Origin of the sequence: Geminocystis herdmanii PCC 6308 (assembly GCF_000332235.1) — a bacterium.
In the GTDB taxonomy this organism is placed as follows: domain Bacteria; phylum Cyanobacteriota; class Cyanobacteriia; order Cyanobacteriales; family Cyanobacteriaceae; genus Geminocystis; species Geminocystis herdmanii.
Genome location: NZ_CM001775.1, coordinates 2,920,017 through 2,940,515, shown reverse-complemented (window position 1 = coordinate 2,940,515; position 20,499 = coordinate 2,920,017). Strand labels below are relative to the sequence as shown.

Sequence of the window (20,499 nt, the reverse complement as noted above, 5' to 3'; positions counted from 1 at the left end):
GTCTTCTAACTCCTATATCCTATTTACCATCAGAAAAGGTGAAGGCGGAAGCTAGAAGGGTTTTTGTGTAAGGATGTTGGGGATTTTTAAAAATACTTGCAGTGTCTCCCAATTCTACTATTTTACCGCCATTCATGACGGCAATTCGATCGCACAAAAACTTGGCTACAGATAAATCATGGGTAATAAAAAGATAGGTTAAATTAAACTCCGCTTTCAATTCTAAAATTAAGTCTAATACTTGGGCTTGTACTGTGGCATCTAACATACTTACAGGTTCATCACATATAACCAATTTCGGATTAGTAATTAATGCCCGTGCGATCGCAACTCTTTGTTGTTGTCCTCCTGAAAGTTCCTTCGGATAACGGTTATAGTATTCTTGGGGGTTTAATCCGACTCGATTTAACATCTTTTCTACCCTTTCTTGATTTTCTTGTTTGTTACCCAGTTGATGAATTAAGAGCGGTTCGGTGATAGACTCTCCTATAGTCATCATCGGATTTAAACAAGCGTGAGGGTCTTGAAAAATCATCTGTATTTCTTTTCTTAAGCCTCGAATTTCAGTCTCTGGAAGGGTAGTTAAATCTTGATCAAGAAATTGAACTTGTCCCGAAGTTGCCCTAATTAATTGTAAAATAGTGCGAGACAGGGTACTTTTTCCACAGCCAGACTCCCCTACTAAACCTAAGATTTCCCCTTGTTTAATATCTAGGTTAAGATTATCTACCGCTTTGATAGTTTGGGATTTTTTGCCTAAAATTTGCTCAATAAAATTAGCTTCGAGGGTATAGTATTGTTTTAAATTTTTTAACTGTAATAGTGGCGTTGTTTTTTCTTCTGGAGGTTGAGAAGCGGTGGTGTGATGCAAATGGAAAGCCGCCTCCAATAAAGATTTAGAATATTCATGGTGGGGTGAATACATGACATCTTCTACTTTTCCCGTTTCTACCATCTCCCCTTGATACATTACCCCAATTCGATCGCAATATTTACCTACCATCGCCAAATCATGGGAAATCAACAATAATGCCATATCCCTATCTCGACATAAAGAAGTTAACTCTGCCAAAATTTCGGAAGCGATAGTCACATCAAGGGAAGTAGTGGGTTCGTCTGCAACTATCAACTTAGGTTCTAATAATAATGCAAGTGCGATCGCCACACGTTGACGCATTCCCCCACTAAACTCATGGGGATACTGATTAAACCTTTCAGGAGATATTTTCACTGTTTCCAGAGTGGATAAGGCTTTTTCTTTTGCCTCTTTTGTGGATAATTGGGGTTGATGAGCTTTCAATGTTTCGATACAATGATCCCCAATAGTCATTAAAGGGTCTAATCTGGTCATAGGGTCTTGAAATACTAAAGCTATAGCTTCTCCTCGAAATCTGCGCATAGCTTGGCTATCAAAACTAAATATATCCTCTCCCTGAAAATTTGCTGAACCCTCGATCGAGCTTTTATCTGGTAATAATCGCATTACAGCCCTTCCCAAAGTGGATTTACCGCAACCCGACTCCCCCACTAAAGCCATGATTTCCCCTTTATCCAAATCAAAAGATACATCATTTACTGCCCAAGTTAGTTGATTCTCACCGTAGTTAGTGACAGGATAGGCAACTTTCAGATTTTTAATTTCTAATAAAGGAGAGTTCATAATAATAGTCAATGACATTAGGAAGGTAAAATGTAGGGTGGGCATTGCCCACATTCACCTTAAAATGATAAGACGAAATAGCTAAAGCTATCACTACGAACTTTCATTTTATCGGTTATCGATCGATTCATCAGTTATTGCGAAAAATGTTGTAAAAAATAGCCTAGTAAATATAACGAACCGCATAGTACTATAATTTCCTTTTCATTATCCACGATCGAGCTAACTTTTTCGAGGGCGATGAATAAATCCTCATAAGTGTTAACTTTTGTTAACAGAGGATTGACATTTTGCGCAAGTTGTGAGAGAAACTCTGTATCGGTACTGCTATGATCAGGAACTGGTACTAAGTGTAATTGATCTTGAGGACGCAGTAAAGCCTCAAAAATGCCTTGATGATCTTTTGTGCTTAACATCCCCATTACCCAGATAATAGGTTTATTCAAAGTATCGACATATTGTCTCAAAATTTGTGCCGAAGCCACATTATGCGCCCCATCGATTAACATTTTTTGCCCTTGCCACGTTACCCATTCAATCCTCCCCCTCCATTTTGCCTTCCTCATGCCTTCTTGTATATGCTCAAGTTTGATATGCCATCCTTGAGCTTGTAATATTTTTATAGTTTCGATCGAGATCGCAGAATTATGTAATTGTATATCTCCTGCAAGGGGGAGAGGATATTCTATATCTTGATATTTAGCCCAATTTTCGCCATTTTTCGAGAATTTTTCCGCAGATTCTGCCCATATAGTTGGACAATCTAAGATTTTTGCTCTATTTCTAACTACTATATTTGCTTCTTCTGGTAAATTACCCACGATAACAGGGCATTGAGCCTTGATAACCCCTGCTTTTTCTGTGGCAATTTCTGTCAATGTGTTACCTAATCTTTGCCAATGTTCTCGACTGATAGAGGTAATAATACTAACAAGGTTTCGATCGCACACGTTAGTCGCATCAAGTCTTCCACCTAAACCAACCTCCATCACAGCCACATCAACTTGACACTCGGCAAAATAAACCCAAGCCGAAGCCGTTATGACTTCAAATAAAGTTGGACATTCTTCCAGTGAATCAATAACGGTAGAAATATGTTTAATAATAGCGATTAATTTTTCTGTAGAAATTGGTTTTTCATTTAGGCAAATTCTTTCATTCCAATGTACTAAATGAGGGGAAGTATAACGTCCTGTGTTATAACCTGCTTGAGTTAAAATTGAGGATAAATAAGCACAAACTGAACCTTTACCATTTGTACCTGCAACATGAATTATAGAAACTTTTTCTTGAGGATTTCCTAATACATTTAATAGGTTTTTGATTCTTTCTAAACCTAAACTAATACCAAATTTTTGGTAAGGTTCTAATAATATATCTAGCTCTGTTTTTCTTTGATTATTTGTCATTAAATTATGGTAAGTTCGATCGAATTAAATTAGGTTGGGTTCAATAATTATAGTAAAATTTCACGCAAAGGCGCAAAGACGCAAAGTAGAATTATTACGAAATTATTGATAAGTAATGGTTAGATAAAAGTTGTTAATAATTTTAGCATCTCCATTAAGATTTCATAAATTAAGATAGCTTTTCCCACTGTGAAAAAGTCGCCGCTTGTCCGCAAAATTTACCATTTTTATCGGTTAAATTCCACACAGTTATATCTTTAATTAGATATTTTTTACCACTACTAGATACTCTAATTCCTTGATAATTTTTTATATAACCTTTTGTCATGGTTTCCCTTAATAATTGTTGTCTTTCTTCTCTTAATAAGGGTTGAGTGGTAGTGCGAGATGGCGTTTTTGTCAAGGTTTCCCAATCCATTTCCCATAATTCTAACCCTTTTTTATTACTATAATTATAAATAGGATCACTTTGGGTATCATGGGAATAAACTACTTTATCTGCATAAAATAAATTTTGAGATTGAGTTAACTCATCCCTCTCTCTATTAATTAATTCTTCTCCTAATAATTGAGTATAACTATTTAAAATAATTTGTGTCCAAGCAATAATTTCTGGTTTTTGCCAAATTTCGATCATCTTTTTTATCCTAATTTAATAATGGGTATCATCTAACTTTTAATTATTCTACTAATAATCATTAAAAAAAGTCTATGGTGTTGGGTTATTTGATTTTAACTCATAAACTCGATCGAACTTAACCTTTTTTATAAAAAATATGATCCCCCCTAACCTCCCTTAATAAGAGAGAAATTTAGGGTAAAATTTGCGCGATCGTGCTATATAAAAGCCTTGTTTGGGTGTCCGTTTGAGCGGTGATTTTTTCCTCTAATTCGTCACATAATTTCATCATTTTATCTACTTTCTCGACTATTCTTTTTTGTTCTTCAAGTGGTGGTAAAGGAATCGGTATATTTTTTATTTTGCCAATGTTTAAATTAGGCTGAGCGCCACCTTCTGCTAGACTTCTAATTTCATCATAAATTTTTAAGAAATAATATTTAAGATATTTTTTTATCCCTTTTGATGATTCAAAAAATATCATTGCGGCAATAGCTTGATTAGTTGCTCCGGATATGATTATTTCACTAATTTGTCCTCTTGTTTTTCCTTGTCCATATAAAGCTACGATCAAACTCCCCGTTGGAAATACTTTACAATTAGTTTCCTGTATCGCTTTATCTGTTATAAATATGTTTGGTTTCTCCGCAAATAAATTATTTGTTGCTGAACTTGTGTACCAAGGAATCGTTCCGTTATAGTATTCTGAATTAGATTTAGTTGGAGTCGATCCAGTTCCCACATCAACTACATTAATTACTCTAACCCATTCCCAAGTGTCTGGAATATCATAGGGAATTTCATCAGGAGTGATTGCAGGTAAGGGTTTTTGCGGTTTAATTTTACCTTCTTTGATTAACCGTTGCTTTTCTGCCTCAATATCCCTTAATAACTCCCTCGCCGATCGATCTCTTGTATCCTGTGGTACTAATTTACCCATTACCGCTAATTGGAGGATGACTTTCCTTAATTCCTTAACGTTTTCCTTGACGCTGTAGAGAGTCTCAAAGTTGTTCGCCATGAATTGCCAAGCCTCGTTAAATGTCTGTTTATCGGGCGCATTTAAGAGTTTATCCCCTACGGCTAGTTGCATTTTTAATCTTATTGCTTCCCTTTGCTGATGGAAGTCTTGAAGTCGATCGCACTTGTCCATTAATGACTCGATTCTCTCTACTATTCTCTTTTGTTCTTCTAGGGGCGGTAGAGGAATTAAAAGTTTTATAAACTTATTTATGGATATACCGCCAATTATTCCAGTCATTGAATTTGTAAATAAAACTTTAAAAAAAGGAGTTAAATAAATACAAAGAATAAATTTTGAAGAAATCTTTGCAAAAGGTTCATTAGCAAATAATTTATTCCCAAAACAAATATCTCTATCAATGAGACCGCATTTTTTTCCTGCGCTTCCTCCTTCTGAACAGATTAAAATTGAACCATTATGAGCAATTTTGAATTTATCCTCATTTTTTGGAATAAAAATGCCGTTTTCATAATCAACTTTTTCAAAACCATAACCAACATCTTTTGTTGCAATATATGGCAATCCAATAATATCTCTATATTTCGTTTCTTTAATTTTTGAGTTAATACTATTACCGTTAAAAATATTTCCCATATCACCTAATCTCACCCATTCCCAAGTGTCTGGAATATCATAGGGAATTTCATCGGGGGTAATTTCTGGTAAAGGATCAGATTTTTTGAGCTTTCCTTCCTTGATTAACCGTTGTTTTTCGGCTTGAATATCTTTTAATAATTCCCGTGCGGGTTTATCGTCAGGGTTTTGGGGTACAAGTTGCCCTTGCATTGCCAAAGAAAGAATCAACTCTCGTAACTTCGGTATTCCTTCGGGTGCAGAAAAGGCAGTAGTAAAATATTGATCTAAAAGTTCGATGGTGGCGGTTTTACTTTTAGAAATGGTCATAAAAATTTTTGTACCCCATAACGATAATTTTGTCATTATACCAGACCCTCATCTTTTTCCCCCTTTAGTAAGGGGGATTAGGGGGAATCAACTCTTTTTATAAAACGGTTTTTTCACCACTACCGCAGGATATAATTTTTCTCTAATTTCTACCGTTAATTTTTGCCCAATTTTACTATAATTATACGGTACATAACCCAGAGCGATCGCCTTATTTAATGTCGGGGATAATGTACCACTGGTAATTTTCCCTACCATTTGATTATCTACAATAATAGGATAATCATGACGTGCGATATATTTTCCTTGCATTTCGATCGCCACTAAACGTTTTTTCACCTTTTCTTGTTTTTGTTTCACCAAAACTTCCTTACCGATGAAGTCATGATTAAAATTCACTACCCATCCTAACCCTGCTTCTAGGGGGGTTGTTTCCTCATCCATGTCTTGCCCATATAAACCCATACAGGCTTCTAAACGCAGGGTATCACGACATCCTAAACCGCAAGGAGTAACGTTATTTTTGACAAAATGCTTCCATAATTTTTGCGACATGGAGGGAGTTGTCATGATTTCAAATCCATCCTCTCCAGTATAACCTGTGCTCGCGATAAAAACTTTTTCCCCGTCTATATTTGTGGTGAGATGTCCAAAACTAGGGAGGTTAGTTAAGTCTTCGGTGACGAAGGGATTAAGATATTTAAGGGCTTGTTTTCCTTGTAGGGCAATTAAGGCTAAATCTTCAGAGTTGTTTTTTAATTCAATATCTTGATTTTTGAGATTTTCGGTTAACCAAGCCCAATCTTTGGCGGTAGTGGAGGCATTAACGATTAAAATTCCTGACTCTATATTATCTTCGTTTTTCCCTTGATAGTAAAAAATAATATCGTCAATAATACCCCCTTTATGGTTTAATAATACTGTATATTGGGCTTGTCCTTTGTCTAAAGTGGTTAAATCCGATGGTACAAGATAGTTTAAGCTCGATCGAACATTTTTACCTGATAAGCTAAATTTGCCCATGTGAGAAATATCGAACATCCCTACAGATTCTCTCACGGCTTGATGTTCTTTTTTCAAACCGCTATATTGTAAAGCCATTTCCCACCCTGCAAAGTCGGTAAATTTAGCGTTACTTTTACAGGATAAGGAATAAAGAGGAGTCTGGTGCAGTGAATTTGATGATTCTGTCACAATGATTAATATAGATAATGTTTATTAATTATAATTCCTGATTATGGTTTATTTATCAACACCCATCGAATTAGAAATGAACTATTGATTAATGATCTTTTCTATTTTTTCTTTGTTTGTAGTGAAGGTTTTAACCCTTCTTTTAGCAATTTGGAGTTTCAGATGTCTATTATAAGTAATTACGGATTTCCTCAAGTCAAATTGTCTAACTATAATGATATGCTAATTGAAGATAAAACTTACATTTAGAAAATATCCATAGTATATACAATGATCTGGCCTTTTAAACCATCATCGAAAAAACAAATTGCTCGAATTGAAATTACTGGTGCGATCGCACCTAAAACCAGAGAACGAGTATTAGAGGCTTTAGAAATTGTAGAAGAAAAGAAATTTCCTGCATTGTTGCTCAGAATCGACTCCCCCGGAGGCACTGTAGCGGATTCTCAAGAGATTTACTCGGCTTTGACAAAATTAGGGGGAAAAATCAAAATCGTAGCTAGTTTCGGCAATATTTCTGCCTCTGGTGGCATTTATATTGGGGTGGGAGCAAATCATATTGTTTCTAATGCGGGGACAATTACAGGAAGTATCGGCGTAATTATTAGGGGAAATAACCTAGAGAAGTTATTGGATAAAGTGGGAGTTTCTTTTCAGGTGATCAAATCAGGTCCTTATAAAGATATACTATCTTTCGATCGAAATTTGAGTGAAGAAGAAGAAAAGATTTTACAAGAATTGATTGATAGTACCTATGAGCAATTTGTGCAAACAGTGGCGGAAGGAAGAAAATTAAGTGTAGAAACCGTGAAAAGTTTTGCCGATGGGCGCATTTTTAGTGGCGAACAGGCTTTAAAATTAGGATTAGTCGATCGATTAGGTAGTGAAAAAGACGCTTTTCGCTGGGCTTGTGAATTAGTTAAACTTGATCCTGACAAGACAGAATGTCATACAATAGAACAACCAAAATCTTTTGTCGATCGTGTTCTTAATGGACGAACTCAGGTAAAATCAAAAGTGGGATCTAGCATTAATTGGTTAGAATTTGAATTGGCTACCAGTGGTCAACCTTTATGGCTATATCGTCCTTAATCTATGGAAAATATGCACTTAACTTGGGAAGGGAGTAAAAAGTTGATGTTGAATGTACGGGCAATTCGAGGAGCTACTACAGCTTCTGAAAATACGATCGAAGCCATGAGAGATGCCGTCAGAGAGTTATTGAAAGACATCGAAACCCGTAACCAACTAAAACACGATGACGTTATTAGCGTCATTTTTACCGTGACTCCTGACTTAGATGCGGTTTTTCCTGCCGCCATTGCCCGTGAATATCCTCAATGGACAAACGTACCTTTATTAGATTTACAACAAATGCAAGTAAAGGGTAGTTTAGAAAAATGTATTCGAGTCTTAATCTATATAAATACAATTAAACCACAAACAGAAATGTATCATTCTTATCTGCGCCAAGCGGAAAAATTGCGTCCTGATTTATACCTATCAAAGAATTAATGGAGAATGGAGAATGGAGAATGAAAAATTAAGAATGGATTAACTTCTAAATCCCATTAATTCCTCATTTCTAATTCCTCATTGTTAATTATCTTAGTTTAAGTCGATCGCTGATTTTCCGTAGGACTCCGTTAATAAATCTATAACCATCATCATCGGAATAGGTTTTGGCAATCTCGATCGATTCATTGATAGCAATTTTATGATCTATATTTAAAAAAACCATTTCAGCCACCGCCAATCGTAGAATATTGGCATCGATTTGGGTAAGGCGGTTTAATGTCCAATCTACCATTACTTCATTGAGCATCGTTTCGATTTCTTCCTTACGTCGATCGACTGTACCCATTAATTCTAAAGCATATTCTCTCACTTCATGGGTTTTAGACAACTGTACAAACTCAGGGATTTCAATAATATTTCCAATCCGATTAATTGCTTTTTGAGTTAGGGCGATGGAGTCTTTCAACATCATTCTAGCACTACCTAAATTTGTCGCCCTTGTTTCACTTTTAAATAGTAAATCATTACTACGATTTAATTCATCGGAAGCAGATTCGATCGTACTTTCAATTTCAAGGGTAAGAGTACGAATTGCCCCTAAAACTAGATCATTAATTTCGATGTCTTCTAAATTCTCTGGTTTTAACTTAATTTGACTTAAACCAAGTAAAGCTAAGATTCTGGCAGTTCTTCGGGGTTGTTGACGGATAGACATTTTATTCAATTCACAATGGGCAACATAATATTATAACTTATACTCAGCACGAGAATAAGATACATAATAAACTGCTCTAAAAAAAAATTACTACAAGTGTGAATAATTTTAAAAATCCCAATCTTCATCATCCTCAAAAAATTCATCATTTTCCAGAGGGGATGTATCATCATAACCGGGTGAAATTACTCGATAGGGTGCATCATACACTCCTCCACTATATCTATTCTCCGATGGTTTTGACGGTTCGATCACAAAGTGGCGCTGCGCGATCGAGCTTTTGGGATCATTTTTTTGAGAAGTTTTAATATTAGTCGGTTTTGAGCTAATTTCTGTTTTTTCACCCGGTTTATAGGAATAAAGGGAGGCTTCTCGTGGTTTTAAAAATGTTTCTGAGGGTATATTATCGTTAGGATTAATAACTTTTTTTATCTCTATTTGTGGTGATTCTTCAGGAATAATCGGATTAATTTCTGGGGCTACTTCCTGATTTATTTCGTTAATAATTGATTTAACTTCAGGCACATTTTCTAAAGGTAAATTTTCTTCAAAAGGTGGATTTTCTGAGGAAAAATCTTCTTCAAAATCAAAATCTGAATCAAAAGAATCTTGGGATTGTTGAAAATTATTATTATTTTCTTGATTATCCGTTAGGGGTTTTTTGGGAGTTAAATCTTCTTCAAAATCAAAGTCAAAATCAGCATCTAATTCTTCATTAGGATTATTATATTTAAGATTATTCTCTACGGGTAAGGGTGGAGAATAAACTTGATTATCAGGTTGTTGTTTAAAACTAGATTTAGGCTTTCTTGGTGGAGGATTATTGTCAGATTCTGAAGGAGAATAGTTAGAATAATTAGAGTTTTTATTAGATGAAGATGAGCTTAAAAGTTGAATCATAAAACTAGATACAATTCCTGCTAAAACAGCTAAAATCATCCACAATGATAAGGGTAAATTGAGAGAATTAAATCCTAAAAAAACTAAGGTGATATTTTGTGCATTTTGTACTGTAAATAATGCGATTATTAGTACGATCGAGATTAATAGTATAATTTTAAATCCCATAAAAAGAATTAAGAATTAAGAATTAAGAATTAAGAATTGAAAATTAAGAATTAAGAATTAAGAATTAAGAATTAAGAATTAAGAATTGAAAATTAAGAATTAAGAATCATTTACTTAATTTTGTATTTTGATTAGCTTTTGTGTTTTTAACAATACTGTAAATAATAGCAATTAATTCATTAGATTCATTGAGCAACGGTTGTAATCTTGGTTCTAATATTTTTTCTGTGACAATTAATATTTTTAACCAATAATTTGTTTCCCTTGCTTCCTTTAAAGAAATACTCATTTTATGAATAAAATCGGCTGTACTTTCTGCATTTTGTGCCTCTTCAATATTTGCTCCAATACTTGTACCTGATCGAATTAACTGTTTACTTAAATCATAACCTGTTCCTCCATTTTCCCTAAGAAATTTACATAAATTTACTATCCTGATACTAAAGCTCAAAGTTCGTTTTGATATATCATGTTCCATAATTTATTCTTCATTCTTCATTCTTCATTCTTCATTCTTCATTCTTCATTCTTCATTCTTCATTCTTCATTCTTCATTCATTCTGATAGCCATTCAATAATACCATCGGCGATCGAACGTGCTAATTGTTGTTGAGCTTGAGGGTTAGTAATCCATTCAAATTCCTCTGGATTAATCATAAAACCTAACTCTAATAAAACACTAGGCGCAGTATGAGGGCGAGTGAGGGCTAGATTATTCCAATATACCCCATAACTAGGTCGATCGAGCTTTTCTGTCAAATAATTGTGCAAAAATACCGATATATCATGGGCTTGGGGATGATACCAAAAAGTACTAATTCCCTGAGTTTTTTCAGCATTACCGCCATCGGGAAGGGCGTTATAGTGAATGGAAAAGGCAAGGTGAGGCTTTAGTTGATTTATCATCCTTTGTCGATCGACTAGAGATACAAATGTATCAGTTTCTCTAGTTAAATAAACCGTAGCGCCACGACTGCGCAATTCTTCAGCTAATAAGAGAGATACCACTAGGTTAACATCTTTTTCGGGATAACCCGTGCCTCCTAAAGCCCCTTTCTCATCCCCTCCGTGACCCGGATCAAGTAAAATAGTTGTACCTTGAATATTTGCAGGGGCATGATTAAAAGTGAGAACTAAATTACTACCCTCATAACGCACATCATAACCCCATTGACGACTAGATTTAAAGTTGAAAATATAGTCAACTTGACTAGGGGAAGTTTGATACCAGTCTAGGCGCTTAATCAAAGAGTCGTCATCAAAACGAATGGTATCGGTTTGGGCTGTGGTGTTGTGTAAAGTGAGGGTGAAAGTATCATCTCCCTGACGAATAGAAATAGGCACAGGATTTTGTAAGGGAAAAATAACTTCTGTCCGATTATCGAAGCGACGAGAAGACACACTGCGAATAATGGAGGTAGGCGGTGCATTGGTGGGTAAAACCTTCGTTTCTTCCGCTTTTATCCATCCGCCATAGTCTAACCGTAACCAATCTCCATCTCTCCCCGTCACTAATGCCCTTGTGCCTCTGGGAAGGGGAGTTAACCTCGAATGATTGGTACTTGAACCCGATCGAGCTACACCTTGTTCTGAGATAATTTCAATCACCGTCAACTCTTGAGGGTTAAGAATTGTTACATTTCCTTGACTTATTTCTTTAATTGTTGTGTCTCCATAATTCATAATGAAGGTGGGGGTAACAGTGGTATTAATATTAGTAAAACTGGCACATCCTTTTTTATTTACCCATAATTGAGGGGTTATTTTTTCTCCTTCATTATTTCCTGTTAAAATAGCGGAATTAGGGGGTAAATTCGCCATCGTTAAGTCAGGGGTTAAGTTAATCTTTTCTCCATTTATGTCCACATATACTTGACTTTCAGAAGGTGCGATCGATTGAAAACAAACTAATTCATCGGGTAATTTGCTAATATTTTGAGAAGGAAAAATAGGGGTAAATTTTGAGGGTTGAGGAGGCTCTTTTTTTGTAACAATGCGTTTAATTTCTTCATTGCCATAACGAATAATTAATTTATTTTCTCCCGTTTGTAAAGGTATAGAGGGAGCAAAATGTCCTTGAGAAGATCGATCGATGGGCTTATCATTAATATATACTGGATTATTAGTACCCGCAGAGCCGATAATAAAAATAGAATTAGCCGTAGTTTCATGGTTAGCAGGGGGATAAACCACCGTCAAAGATTGTGCCGAAGCATAATCCATGACTAAACTGAAAGAAGCCGTTAAAAATAATCCTTGCCAAAATTGTTGTGATTGTATCATATTTTTTATCTTACATTCATTGTGGGAAACGAAATAAATAAGTATTCTAATTTATGTCTAAAAAATATAGTTTTTCCGATTTTACAATAACATATTGTAATGATTTCGTCTTTTAACTTTTCTATCTTCTCTACTCCTCATTCTCTATCTCTTATTATCTGTTTTTTATTTTTAGTGCTTTTAAAATTGATGATTTTAATGAGTTGAATAACTATAGCTATTAAAAAATTTTGGACTGAATTTACCCTAGATAAGGGCATTAAAAAAGTTTTAAAAAAAATTAGAAAGATATATAGCAATCAGGAATCATTTGTGAGAAATAAATTATTAGAAAAAATATCGAAGATACGACTAATCTTGCCTTTTGCCTTTTGCCTCTTGCCTTTGATGATAAGATAATTTTCACAACTCATAACTGACTGCTATACATTGAATCTTAACAGGAAAAAGCATAATATTATTGTCAGTAAACTATCAAAATATATCAAAATAAGATCAAATGATGCAAACTAATCTGGAGTTAAATCTTTTGGAGAATCCCGTAACTCCTACTTTTGCCCGTCATGAGACTTTTCATCCCCGTTGGGGTTGGTTAAAGAAGGCTTTTGATGTGGCTTCTTCTGACAACAAGATTTTTAATGCTGAAGATGCACCCGTTAGGTTGGGGGTAGGTAAAAATATGGTTCGATCGATGCGTTATTGGTGTTATACTTTTAAAGTTATCGATGAAGATGATACTCCGTCAGACTTTGGGCATAATCTGTTAGGGGTGAATGGTTGGGATACCTATTTAGAAAATCCAGCTTCTTTGTGGTTGTTACATTGGCATTTACTTAAACCCACTTGTAACGCTGGTGCTTGGTATTATACCTTTAATCTTTTCAATCAAAACGAGTTTAAAAAGGAAGATTTACTCAAGAGTTTAACGGATTATCTGCAAGAATTGAATAAAACCGTGGCGGAATCCTCCTTAATCAAAGATATTAACTGTATTTTGCGAATGTATGTCGAATCAGATAACGATAATGTCAATTTTGTGGAGGATTCGATCGACTGCCCTTTTACTGAGTTAGGATTAATTTATCAGCCCAAAAATAGCAATTATTACCATTTTCGCTTCGGGAGTAAACCTAATTTACCTCCTGAAATAATCGTGGCAACTTGTTTAGAATACGCCAGTTGGGTAAGCACAAATCAATCCACTATTACCATTTCCCGTTTACTTTATGACAAGGGAAGCCCCGGCACTGTATTCAAACTATCAGAAGAAGCTATTTATTCGGCGATTGAAGCAGTATGCCGTCAAGAATCATCTTTATTTTTAGCGGATACTGCAGGTTTAGTGCAACTATCCTTTGAGAAAAATCCCCTTGATTTAGCCTATCAAATGCTCGATCGTTTTTATCAATAACGGTAATTTGATGTAGAATAAAAAGGCATCTCCAGAAATTAAAAATTAAATAAATTTAAGTATTTAAATTATCAAAATGCTATATTTAATCATCAATTATTAAACATATTTCAATAATTATTTGGAGATGTCTAAATATTAAATTATAGTTGTTTCACATAACTTCTAATAAAATATTGACTATGTTTGTGCTAACTAAATGATAACAATATCATTCCTATTTAAGACTCCGATTGGGTCAATTAATTTAGCTATTAGTTGCTGAGATGAAGATCCTGTTCCATCTATATCAAAGAATAATTCACCAGTCGATCGATTATAAATAAAGCGATCGTTCCCATCAGATGCAGACGAACCATAAGTAAATTGATTGGCATTCAATGTTCCTAAAGATAAGCCTCCATTGAAACCATTACGACGAAAAAGAAAAGTGTCATTCGTTACGGAATAATCATCAATAAGATCTCTTCCTTCATTGGGAGAATTATATAGATAAAAGTCTGCACCTGCACCACCATCTAACCTGTCACGCCCTAAACCACCAATGAGGGTATCATTGCCACCTTCACCATCTAAGAGATCATTGCCACTACCGCCATTCAAAAGATCATTGCCACTTTCACCATCTAAGGTATCGTTGCCATTGCCACCAATAAGGGTATCATTGCCACTTCCACCATCTAAGAGATCATTGCCACTTCCACCATTTAAGAGATCATTGCCACCTTCACCATCTAAGGTATCATTGCCATTACCACCAATAAGGGTATCATTGCCACTTCCACCATCTAAGAGATCATTGCCATCACCACCGTTCAAAAGATCATTGCCACCTTCACCATCTAAGGTATCATTGCCTCCTAAACCCAAAATCGTATCATTTCCTAACGTTCCTTCTAATAAGTTGTTTCTGGAATTACCTACAATGCTGGCCATTTTCTTAATGTTTTGAGTTAGTAAAAGGTTATAAGGATAGACTTAAGTAAATAAATAATATATAAACTATTGATTTAAATCTATTTATTTAAATATACACTTAAGCAAAATAAAACGTCAATTAATATTCATTAATATCAATTATTAGGAAAAATTATGATTAAAGGAGGAGTTTTTATGTGAGTAAGCTAGGAAGCATCTAAATTGAAATACGCTAATGTAAATAGGGGTTGCTGAAAAAGTTTTTTGATGAGGATAGGTATCGGAAAGGGTGTTAGGTATTAGGTTAAAGAATGAAAAATCAAGGTTTTGAGGCTTTGCATAATATAAAAAAATATAGAGATATTATTAAAAATAAGGTCAAAAGTGTCGAATTTTTGAATAAAAATCCTTAAAACTGCGCACTTTTTTTTCAATGTAGTTTGTCTAAACCTTTGATTTTAATAGCCTTCTGATTTTTTCAGCAGACCCTAATTAATAATCATAACGGAAGTGCAACCTAAAATTTACTATAATTGAAAACATCACCTACTGGTGTTTATTTTTGTCTATGATGTTAGGTTTCGTGCCTCAACCTAACCTACTTTTGTTAAAATCACAATTTTTATGATTAATTCTACATTAGCTAATTATTTTACCCTAGAAAGACGTTACAATCGATCGATCAACTTAGAGAGAGATTTTGATGATATTACCGCCTTAGATGGTTATATTTTAACGGATAAAGCCATTGATGTTTTAGGGAGGGTTTTGCGAGGTTTGACGAGAGAAAATAATAGCAATTGTTGGACTTTAACAGGGGTTTATGGTACTGGAAAATCTGCTTTTTGTCATTATTTAAGTTGTTTATTAGCGCCTCAAAATAGTAAAATTTATTCATCAGCTTTTGAGATTATTAAGCCTATTTTAAGAGAAGAAAATGAGTTAAATAAAGAGTATCAAAAATTAATAAATAATTTACCAAAACAAGGTTTATTTAGGTCGATCGCTGTTAGTCAAAGAGAGCCTATTATTAGTACGATTATAAGGGCTTTATTGCTAGGATTAGATAGTTTTCAGCTAAAAAATAAAGCTCTATTTAAAGGACAATTAGAGAGTTTTAATGAATTAATAAAAGTAGGAAAAACTGTTAATAATAGTGCCATTATTACCTTAATAAAAGAGATAATTATTCAAGGTAAAACAGACTTAATTTTTATTATTGATGAGTTGGGAAAAAATTTAGAATATGCTGTTTATAATCAAGGTGCGGAGGATTTATACTTATTACAACAATTAGCAGAATTAGAGTCAATTAACGGCAATCGAGTCTATATTTTAGGCATTCTGCATCAAGCCTTTACTGAGTATGGGCAAAGATTGGCAAAAGTGCAACGCAACGAATGGGCAAAAATTCAAGGTAGATTTGAGGATATTCCTTTTACTGAATCGGTATCGCAAATGATGCGGTTAATGGGAGAAGCAATTAATCATCATAGTCTGGAAATAAAAGATACTGAGGGAGATAGGCAAGAGGCAAAAGGCAAAAGGCAAGAGGGATTTTTTCAAGACTCAAGTTATAACCTTTTTAATTATGAGTGGATTGTAGATTATAGTCAACAATGGTTTGATAGTCTTCATCAGACTTTATCGGTAGAAAAAATTGACGAGTCAATCTTAGAAAAAATTTACCCTCTGCATCCTCTGACGGCTTTGGTTTTACCAACTCTGTGTATGCGTTATGCTCAAAACGATCGAACCTTATTTACTTTTATCACATCTGACGAGCCTTTTTCCTTAAAAAATTTTCTCACAGAAACGGTTATATTCAGTGAAGAAATAAAAGATACTGATGAAGGTAGGCAACAGGCAATAGGCAATAGGCAACAGGTTAATATACTCAGTGAAGAAATAAAAGATACTGGTGAAGGTAGGCAACAAGCAAAAGGCAATAGGCAACAGGAGTTTTTGAAACAATCAAATTCTGATTTTGTTAAGTATAACTTACCTACATTAAAACTCGATCGAGTCTATGATTATTTTATTGAATCGGCGGGAATGGGGTTAACTTCGCGCCCGAATTTGCAAAGATGGATAGAAATTCACGACTTAATCACTGATAGTAAAAGTTTGGATGAGGATAGTTTACGGGTATTAAAAGTAATTGGTATCCTCAACTTGGTGACGATTACGGGGATAACAAAAGCAACTCGTCAACTGGTGGCTTATGGCTTATGTGATTTACCCCAAGAGGAAGAAGTTAACCACTGGCACAAAAAAATAGATGGTTTATTGAAAGGGGGGATAATTACCCATCGCCGTCAATTAGATGAATTAAGAATTTGGCAAGGTTCGGATTTTAATGTCGATCGAGAGTTAGAATCTTATCAGGATGTAGAGACTTTAGTGAAAAAACTGTCAACACTACGCCCATTAAAATCCATCATAGCTCAAAGACATAGTTATCAAACAGGTACTTTACGTTACTTTGAAAGACATTATCTCGACTCCTCATCAGATTTAGACAAGTTAAAATGCCATAGTGATACCGCCGATGGTTACTTAGGTTATTGGTTAGAAGAAGAAATCCCCTCCTCTTTTCCTTCATCTACCGTTGATGGATTACCGCTTATTATCATCACCGCTAATAACTTACAAATTTTACGATTACGAGGGAGAGAATTTTCGGCTTTGAATTGGTTAGATAAAACGGCAAAAGAATTACAGGCTGATGGAGTTGCTAGAAAAGAAGTGCGTTATCGTCTCGCCGAAGCAGAAAGATTTTTAGATGAAACTTTAGCTACGGTGTTTGATGTTAGTGAAGAAAATAATCAATGTTGGATTCAAGGGGAGTTAGTTAGTATCTCTAGTATTAGTCAGTTAAACTCTAAATTATCGAGTATTTGTGAGCAAGTATATCCTAAAAGCCCGATTTTGTGGAATGAGTTAATAAATCGCCGTAATTTAACCGCCCAAGGGATGATGGCAAGACGACAGTTAATCTCTGCCATGATAAATAATTCTACCCTACCTAAGTTGGGTTTAACGGGTTATGGACCAGAAGTTACTATGTATTTTTCCCTTTTGCAAGAAACGGGGATTCATCGTATTATTGGCGAGGGAATAAAAGATATTGGTGAGGGGAGGCAACAGGCAATAGGCAATAGGCAACAGGTTAATATACTCAGTGAAGGAATAAAAGATAATGGTGATGAAAGGCAACAGGCAACAGGCAATAGGCAACAGGTTAATATTCTGAGTCAGGGAATAAAAGATACTGGTGACAATAGCCAAGAGGTATCTTCTCTTAATTCTCCCTTAGTCGGAGAATCTTCCCTTAATCCCGAAAATAAGACTTTTGAACGTATCTTGATTACCCCCCCCGACAGAAACACTACTAAAATTAAGGAAGAAAGTCTGGAAGAATGGGGTTTTTATCCGCCTATTAGTAGGGATAATCCTAATATAACTGATGTTTGGAGTTCGATCGAACATTTTTGTTTATCAGCTACCGACAAACCCCAAAGTATTAATAAGTTATATCAACTATTGTCAATGCCTCCCTATGGAGTGAAAGAGGGAATTATTCCCGTTATTCTTGCCTCCGTGTTGTTATATTACCGAGAAGAAGTAGGAGTTTATCAAGATGGTACTTTTATACCAGTTTTAGGGGAAGAACATTTTGAGTTATTAGTAAAAAATCCCGATCGATATGGAGTAAAATATTTTGCTATCGAAGGTTTAAGGGGAGAAATCTTCAAAGAATTAGAGGCGATTTTAAGTAAAGCAAAGGGTAAAGATAATTTGCAAGTGAGAAACGCAACCCTTTTAAGTGTCGTTACTCCTCTCTATCAGTTTGTCAAGAAGTTACCTCGTTATACTCAACAAACGAAAAATTTAAGTAAGACTGCCCTTCAGATTTTACACTCTTTACAGCAAACTGTTGAGCCAGACGAGTTACTTTTCAAGGCTTTACCCCTTGCCTGTGGTTTATCTGCCATTACCCTCGACTCTCCCCCCAGTGTGGAAGTAACAAAAATTTTTAAAACGGAGTTAATTAAGGGGTTACGGGAAATTAATCAAGCCTACGATAATTTATTAACTCGCTGTCAATCCTTGTTAAATAGTGCCTTTGGGGTAGATAATCAAGGGGATAAGTTAAGGGCAAATTTGCGTATTCGGGGTTATAATCTCAAGGATAAATGTGTTGAGCGCAGTTTGAAACGTTTTACTCAAGCGGTGATTGATGATTCTCAAAGTGATAGTCAATGGTTATCGGCGGTTGTGATGGTGATTGCGGATAAACCTGCGGAGTCTTGGAATGATGAGGATTCGATCGCATTTGAGGTAAAATTAGCGGATATAGTGCGCAAATTCGAGAATTTAGAGGCTATCCAAACAGAAGTTAACACTCAAGGTATTCAAGAAGGGGTAACTGCGAGAAGAATTAGTGTCACCCGTGATGACGGGGAGGAAACTTTAAGGATGGTATGGATAGATGAAACGAAAGAAAAAGAGGCAGATAAATTAGTTGATGAAATCTTAGCACGATTACCGCTCGATCGAAAACTCAGAGAAGCAGTATTAGCGAAACTCACCGAAAGAATCCTAAACTAATCCTAGGTTGGGTTAGCGTAACTCGTAATCCAACTAATTCTCGTTTTTTGCTAAATTGAAAGAAATTTTCTTAAGATATAATCAAAATAAATGAGTATATCAAGGAGTTAATGATGGAAACCATAACAATTAAAGTTGACTCAGAAATAGCTAAAGCCTATCAACAAGCAGATGCGACTAAACAAGAAAATGCAATCCAAATTTGTAATTTAGTTTTAAAACAATTATTAAAACCTGATAGCTTTGAAGAAATAGTAACTCAAATTAGAGAGGAAGCAAAAGCTAATGGTTTAACTCCCGAAATATTAGCACAACTATTAGAAGATGAATAAACCGAAAATTTTTTTAATAAAATTGATTTATTCCTGACAAAAATGATTTAATTCTTGTTGAGAAAACTCAAGAAATTCTCTTGCACGATTAATTTGAATTTGTGCTTCTTCTTTTGAAATCATATCTATCTCATCATAATCTCCTACTAATCGTAAATCTTGTGCTTCTTTTAAATATTTGTGATATTTAGGAGGAATAATTTGTGTTTTTGCAAATTCTTTTCCAAAAGCAGAAATTACCGCCGAATGTTTAGAAAAAGCCATATTTTTAGTTGTTAAAAATGCCTCTGCTAGATAAAACATAGCATAATAAGCCCTAGCTACGGCAAAATCAATATATTCTCCTCTCAGTAAATATTCAGAAGCATTGAGACTTTGTTCAGCTTTTATAAGTAACTTTTTTATTTTTATATTCATAATAATATTCCATCTTGTTTAACATTTTTAATAAATAAATTATCCTCATTATTTAACCTATTTTCTGAAACATAAAAGCAGTTAACTACTGCATCATATTCAAGACATAAACTGCTGATAAAATCACTATTATTTTTTATTTCTTCAACACAATTTACATCTCCTTTTAAAACCACTAATATATCAATATCAGAATATTCTCTGGCATCTCCTCTCGCTTGTGAACCAAATAATATTAACTGTGCTAATCTTTGTTTATAGATGTTAGTAAACTCATCTTTTAGGGTTGTTATAATAAGCTCTAAATGCTTATTTTTTATTGATATTATAGTCATATTTTTTTAATAATTTTAATTAATTAAATTTTAGATTAATTATATCTTGATCGAACTATATTGAATAAATTATAGCCAA

Annotated in this window: 17 protein-coding genes; 5 read left to right on the top strand and 12 right to left on the bottom strand. The window is 34.6% G+C overall.

The window, feature by feature from the left end:
- Positions 1-19: 19 nt before the first annotated feature.
- The 5 genes from SYN6308_RS14665 to gcvT all read right to left on the bottom strand — a co-directional run bounded on the left by SYN6308_RS14665 (position 20) and on the right by gcvT (position 6,809).
- Positions 20-1,660: a dipeptide ABC transporter ATP-binding protein gene (locus SYN6308_RS14665; RefSeq protein ID WP_017295204.1), complete on the bottom strand. Its 1,641-nt coding sequence runs from the start codon at positions 1,658-1,660 to the stop codon at positions 20-22.
- Between the two features lie 134 nt (positions 1,661-1,794).
- Positions 1,795-3,069 carry a bifunctional folylpolyglutamate synthase/dihydrofolate synthase gene (locus tag SYN6308_RS14660; protein WP_017295203.1) on the bottom strand — a complete coding sequence of 425 codons (1,275 nt, stop codon included), beginning with the start codon at positions 3,067-3,069 and terminating at the stop codon, positions 1,795-1,797.
- A gap of 169 nt (positions 3,070-3,238) precedes the next feature.
- Positions 3,239-3,706, bottom strand: coding sequence for an MEKHLA domain-containing protein (locus SYN6308_RS14655; RefSeq protein WP_017295202.1), 468 nt, complete (start codon positions 3,704-3,706; stop codon positions 3,239-3,241).
- 175 nt (positions 3,707-3,881) lie between these two features.
- Positions 3,882-5,651 carry a restriction endonuclease subunit S gene (locus tag SYN6308_RS22590; protein WP_017295201.1) on the bottom strand — a complete coding sequence of 590 codons (1,770 nt, stop codon included), beginning with the start codon at positions 5,649-5,651 and terminating at the stop codon, positions 3,882-3,884.
- Positions 5,652-5,702: 51 nt separating this feature from the next.
- Positions 5,703-6,809 (bottom strand): glycine cleavage system aminomethyltransferase GcvT, encoded by a 1,107-nt coding sequence (gene gcvT, locus SYN6308_RS14645; RefSeq protein WP_017295200.1) that lies wholly within the window; start codon positions 6,807-6,809, stop codon positions 5,703-5,705.
- A gap of 270 nt (positions 6,810-7,079) precedes the next feature.
- Here gcvT and sppA point away from each other — a divergent pair, with 270 nt between their 5' ends.
- Together sppA and aroH are read left to right on the top strand one after the other, a co-directional pair.
- Positions 7,080-7,901 (top strand): signal peptide peptidase SppA, encoded by an 822-nt coding sequence (gene sppA, locus SYN6308_RS14640; RefSeq protein WP_017295199.1) that lies wholly within the window; start codon positions 7,080-7,082, stop codon positions 7,899-7,901.
- A gap of 3 nt (positions 7,902-7,904) precedes the next feature.
- Positions 7,905-8,324, top strand: coding sequence for a chorismate mutase (aroH, locus tag SYN6308_RS14635; protein ID WP_017295198.1), 420 nt, complete (start codon positions 7,905-7,907; stop codon positions 8,322-8,324).
- A gap of 88 nt (positions 8,325-8,412) precedes the next feature.
- Here aroH and nusB read toward each other — a convergent pair whose 3' ends face one another.
- The 4 genes from nusB to SYN6308_RS14615 all read right to left on the bottom strand — a co-directional run bounded on the left by nusB (position 8,413) and on the right by SYN6308_RS14615 (position 12,393).
- Positions 8,413-9,042 carry a transcription antitermination factor NusB gene (nusB, locus tag SYN6308_RS14630; protein ID WP_017295197.1) on the bottom strand — a complete coding sequence of 210 codons (630 nt, stop codon included), beginning with the start codon at positions 9,040-9,042 and terminating at the stop codon, positions 8,413-8,415.
- 108 nt (positions 9,043-9,150) lie between these two features.
- The gene (locus SYN6308_RS14625; RefSeq protein WP_017295196.1) at positions 9,151-10,110 is read right to left on the bottom strand and encodes a LapA family protein; all 960 of its coding nucleotides are present in this window, start codon (positions 10,108-10,110) and stop codon (positions 9,151-9,153) included.
- Positions 10,111-10,216: 106 nt separating this feature from the next.
- Positions 10,217-10,588: a four helix bundle protein gene (locus SYN6308_RS14620; protein ID WP_017295195.1), complete on the bottom strand. Its 372-nt coding sequence runs from the start codon at positions 10,586-10,588 to the stop codon at positions 10,217-10,219.
- A 77-nt stretch (positions 10,589-10,665) separates the two neighbouring features.
- Positions 10,666-12,393 (bottom strand): N-acetylmuramoyl-L-alanine amidase family protein, encoded by a 1,728-nt coding sequence (locus SYN6308_RS14615; RefSeq protein ID WP_017295194.1) that lies wholly within the window; start codon positions 12,391-12,393, stop codon positions 10,666-10,668.
- A gap of 499 nt (positions 12,394-12,892) precedes the next feature.
- On the opposite strand from SYN6308_RS14615, the gene SYN6308_RS14610 reads away from it, so the two are divergent.
- Positions 12,893-13,804 (top strand): DUF4007 family protein, encoded by a 912-nt coding sequence (locus SYN6308_RS14610; protein WP_237741221.1) that lies wholly within the window; start codon positions 12,893-12,895, stop codon positions 13,802-13,804.
- A gap of 195 nt (positions 13,805-13,999) precedes the next feature.
- Here the strand turns inward: SYN6308_RS14610 and SYN6308_RS25810 are convergent, their stop codons facing one another.
- Complete coding sequence (locus tag SYN6308_RS25810; protein WP_017295192.1) at positions 14,000-14,740, bottom strand: calcium-binding protein; 741 nt, start codon at positions 14,738-14,740, stop codon at positions 14,000-14,002.
- A 606-nt stretch (positions 14,741-15,346) separates the two neighbouring features.
- On the opposite strand from SYN6308_RS25810, the gene SYN6308_RS14595 reads away from it, so the two are divergent.
- Both SYN6308_RS14595 and SYN6308_RS14590 read left to right on the top strand, forming a co-directional pair.
- On the top strand, positions 15,347-19,336 hold the full coding sequence (locus tag SYN6308_RS14595; protein WP_017295191.1) for a hypothetical protein: 3,990 nt from the start codon (positions 15,347-15,349) through the stop codon (positions 19,334-19,336).
- A gap of 110 nt (positions 19,337-19,446) precedes the next feature.
- On the top strand, positions 19,447-19,668 hold the full coding sequence (locus SYN6308_RS14590) for a hypothetical protein (protein WP_017295190.1): 222 nt from the start codon (positions 19,447-19,449) through the stop codon (positions 19,666-19,668).
- 27 nt (positions 19,669-19,695) lie between these two features.
- On the opposite strand, the gene SYN6308_RS14585 is transcribed toward SYN6308_RS14590, so the two are convergent.
- Positions 19,696-20,085, bottom strand: a complete 390-nt coding sequence (locus SYN6308_RS14585; RefSeq protein WP_017295189.1) for a HEPN domain-containing protein — start codon at positions 20,083-20,085, stop codon at positions 19,696-19,698.
- Positions 20,082-20,420 (bottom strand): nucleotidyltransferase domain-containing protein, encoded by a 339-nt coding sequence (locus SYN6308_RS14580; protein WP_017295188.1) that lies wholly within the window; start codon positions 20,418-20,420, stop codon positions 20,082-20,084. The genes SYN6308_RS14585 and SYN6308_RS14580 overlap by 4 nt, the downstream gene beginning before the upstream one ends.
- Positions 20,421-20,499: the final 79 nt, after the last annotated feature.

Coding starts and splice junctions, on each gene's coding strand:
- SYN6308_RS14665 (WP_017295204.1), bottom strand. CDS start 1,660: ATGAACTCTCCTTTATTAGAAATTAAAAATCTGAAAGTTGCCTATCCT.
- SYN6308_RS14660 (WP_017295203.1), bottom strand. CDS start 3,069: ATGACAAATAATCAAAGAAAAACAGAGCTAGATATATTATTAGAACCT.
- SYN6308_RS14655 (WP_017295202.1), bottom strand. CDS start 3,706: ATGATCGAAATTTGGCAAAAACCAGAAATTATTGCTTGGACACAAATT.
- SYN6308_RS22590 (WP_017295201.1), bottom strand. CDS start 5,651: ATGACAAAATTATCGTTATGGGGTACAAAAATTTTTATGACCATTTCT.
- sppA (WP_017295199.1), top strand. CDS start 7,080: ATGATCTGGCCTTTTAAACCATCATCGAAAAAACAAATTGCTCGAATT.
- aroH (WP_017295198.1), top strand. CDS start 7,905: ATGGAAAATATGCACTTAACTTGGGAAGGGAGTAAAAAGTTGATGTTG.
- nusB (WP_017295197.1), bottom strand. CDS start 9,042: ATGTCTATCCGTCAACAACCCCGAAGAACTGCCAGAATCTTAGCTTTA.
- SYN6308_RS14625 (WP_017295196.1), bottom strand. CDS start 10,110: ATGGGATTTAAAATTATACTATTAATCTCGATCGTACTAATAATCGCA.
- SYN6308_RS14620 (WP_017295195.1), bottom strand. CDS start 10,588: ATGGAACATGATATATCAAAACGAACTTTGAGCTTTAGTATCAGGATA.
- SYN6308_RS14615 (WP_017295194.1), bottom strand. CDS start 12,393: ATGATACAATCACAACAATTTTGGCAAGGATTATTTTTAACGGCTTCT.
- SYN6308_RS14610 (WP_237741221.1), top strand. CDS start 12,893: ATGATGCAAACTAATCTGGAGTTAAATCTTTTGGAGAATCCCGTAACT.
- SYN6308_RS25810 (WP_017295192.1), bottom strand. CDS start 14,740: ATGGCCAGCATTGTAGGTAATTCCAGAAACAACTTATTAGAAGGAACG.
- SYN6308_RS14595 (WP_017295191.1), top strand. CDS start 15,347: ATGATTAATTCTACATTAGCTAATTATTTTACCCTAGAAAGACGTTAC.
- SYN6308_RS14590 (WP_017295190.1), top strand. CDS start 19,447: ATGATGGAAACCATAACAATTAAAGTTGACTCAGAAATAGCTAAAGCC.
- SYN6308_RS14585 (WP_017295189.1), bottom strand. CDS start 20,085: ATGAATATAAAAATAAAAAAGTTACTTATAAAAGCTGAACAAAGTCTC.
- SYN6308_RS14580 (WP_017295188.1), bottom strand. CDS start 20,420: ATGACTATAATATCAATAAAAAATAAGCATTTAGAGCTTATTATAACA.